At 50.4% G+C, this 2,107-nt stretch carries 3 protein-coding genes and 1 pseudogene; all 4 read left to right on the top strand.

Annotated features, from left to right (window positions below; genetic code table 11):
• Positions 1-528: pseudogene (locus RMO84_RS19440) on the top strand (hypothetical protein); the annotation flags it as partial.
• 28 nt (positions 529-556) lie between these two features.
• On the top strand, positions 557-1,339 hold the full coding sequence (locus tag RMO84_RS19435) for a PAS domain-containing protein (RefSeq protein WP_310490088.1): 783 nt from the start codon (positions 557-559) through the stop codon (positions 1,337-1,339).
• 12 nt (positions 1,340-1,351) lie between these two features.
• On the top strand, positions 1,352-1,678 hold the full coding sequence (locus RMO84_RS19430) for a hypothetical protein (RefSeq protein WP_310490087.1): 327 nt from the start codon (positions 1,352-1,354) through the stop codon (positions 1,676-1,678).
• 7 nt (positions 1,679-1,685) lie between these two features.
• Positions 1,686-2,107, top strand: a 422-nt coding sequence (locus RMO84_RS19425; RefSeq protein WP_310490086.1) for an ATP-binding protein, incomplete at its 3' end; no start/stop codon positions are given.

Genomic DNA, 2,107 nt, shown 5'->3' with positions numbered 1-2,107 from the left:
GTTGATGCTTTAATGGGACAATCGCCCAATCTCTTGGATCTTTTCGATGCTGTGGGTGCCGCAATTTGTGTTGGCAGTCGCTGGACGACAATCGGGCAAACTCCCCCGCTGGTGGCACTCGATGGCTTGGTGCAATGGTTGACCGAAAATGTTGAAGATGATGTTTTTAGCACCGACTCACTCCCGCTCCTAGCTGCCGATTCTGTTGGTGAAGGAAGATTTAAAGATGTTGCTAGTGGGATGCTGGCAATTTCCTTGTCGCCAGACAGTCATGTGTTGTGTTTCCGTCCTGAAGTAATTCAAACGGTGAACTGGGGTGGAGATCCAGAGCACGCTTACCAAGAAGTAGTCGCAGCCGATGGCAATATGCGCTGGAGTCCGCGCAAATCTTTCCAATTGTGGCAAGAAGAAGTCCGGTTGCATTCGCTCCCGTGGCAAGCAGTAGACACCGCCATCGCCGTCGAATTACGTAAATCGTTGGCGAAGCCTACCGTAGGTAATCGTCAATATTGTCCTCCGTCAAGCTGAAGCTGCTTTGCGGCAAAGCGAGTAAAGACTGCGAGCGATTTTTGACGGTACTTTTGAGTTAATTGGCTTGCTCGATGTCGAGGGCATTTTGCTCGAAATTAACCGTACTGCCTTATTGGCAGTCGGGGCAACATCAGATGCGGTCATCGGTCGAGCATTTTGGACGACTCCCTGGTGGACTTATTCTCCCGCCGCGCTGCAACTACAAATCCAACAAGCGATCGTCCGAGCAGCTACAGGTGAATTAGTGCGGTTTGAAGCCAATCCTATCCTCGCCGATAGTACCAACGTTTGGGTCGATCTTTCCATCACGCCGATCTGCGATCCAGCGGGAAAAGTCGTGATGCTGATTGCCGAGGGGCACGATATTAACCAGCAAAAACAGACCGAAAATTCCCTCCGAGCGAGTGAATCCCGCTATCGCACGTTAGTCGCCAGTGCCCCTGTCGGCATTTTTCAAACCGACATTGCTGGAGACTGTTTATTTATCAATCAGCAAGGTCTGGAATTAATGGGCGCGTCACCAGCGGAAGTTTTGGGTCGGGGTTGGGCAAACTCCATCCATCCCGATCGCCCGCGCGTATTTGCCGCGTGGGAGAGTACTGTCGTCGCGAAACACCGATTTGGACTAGAGTATCGAATGATGACCCCTCAGGGGCAAGTAAACTGGGTCTATGGCAGTGCGTTGGCGGAGCCTATCGGAACGATAATCGCGATCGAGGATGAAGCTGGAAATATTACTGGCTATCTAGGCACGCTCACCGATATCACCGAGAAAAAGCGATTAGAGCAGCAATTTCTCCGCGCCTAACGCTTGGAAAGTTTGGGCACTCTCGCCAGCGGCATCGCTCACGATCTAAATAATGTGCCGACACCGATTGTCGGTGCCGCCCAGCTTTTAGAAGTTACCCTCCCCACATTAGACGTTGGCGAAGCCTCTCCTATGGAGAAACGCAGTCAAAGACTGCTGACAATGTTAGTCGAGAGTTCGCTGCGCGGGAGTAGTTTAGTCAAGCAAATTCTCACATTTGCGCGAGGAGTAGACGGTGAACGCACAGTATTAAAACTACAGCACATCCTCGTCGAAACGATTACCTACGGTAGGCTTCGCCAACGATATTGCCCGCCAAACTTTCCCCAAATCGATTGAAATTAGCTTGGATCTGCCCGTTGAAGATCTTCAGATGGTGTGTGTCGATGCGACCCAAATTCATCAAGTCTTGATGAATTTGTTCTTGAATGCGCGGGATGCCCTGCCGGATGGCGGATCGATCGTGGCAACTGCTACAAATCTGGTAATCGACGACACTAATGCTAAACTACATGTCGATGTTCGCGCTGGATCTTATGTCGCGATCGCGATCGCTGATACTGGAATAGGTATCGATCTTCAGGAGATCGATCTGATTTTTGATGCGTTTTTTACGACCAAAGAAATGGGAACGGGTCTAGGGCTATCGACAGTTCTGAGTATTATCAAAGCTCACGATGGCGATGTTCATGTCGATAGTGAAGTCGGGCGCGGTACTTGCTTCACCATCTATCTACCTGCGGTAACTAATAGTGAGGAAAAACAGTT

Origin of the sequence: Chamaesiphon sp. VAR_69_metabat_338 (genome assembly GCF_031423935.1) — a bacterium.
Classification (GTDB): domain Bacteria; phylum Cyanobacteriota; class Cyanobacteriia; order Cyanobacteriales; family Chamaesiphonaceae; genus Chamaesiphon.
Note: the sequence above shows the minus strand (reverse complement) of the source record. Positions and strands in the feature narration are given on the sequence as shown.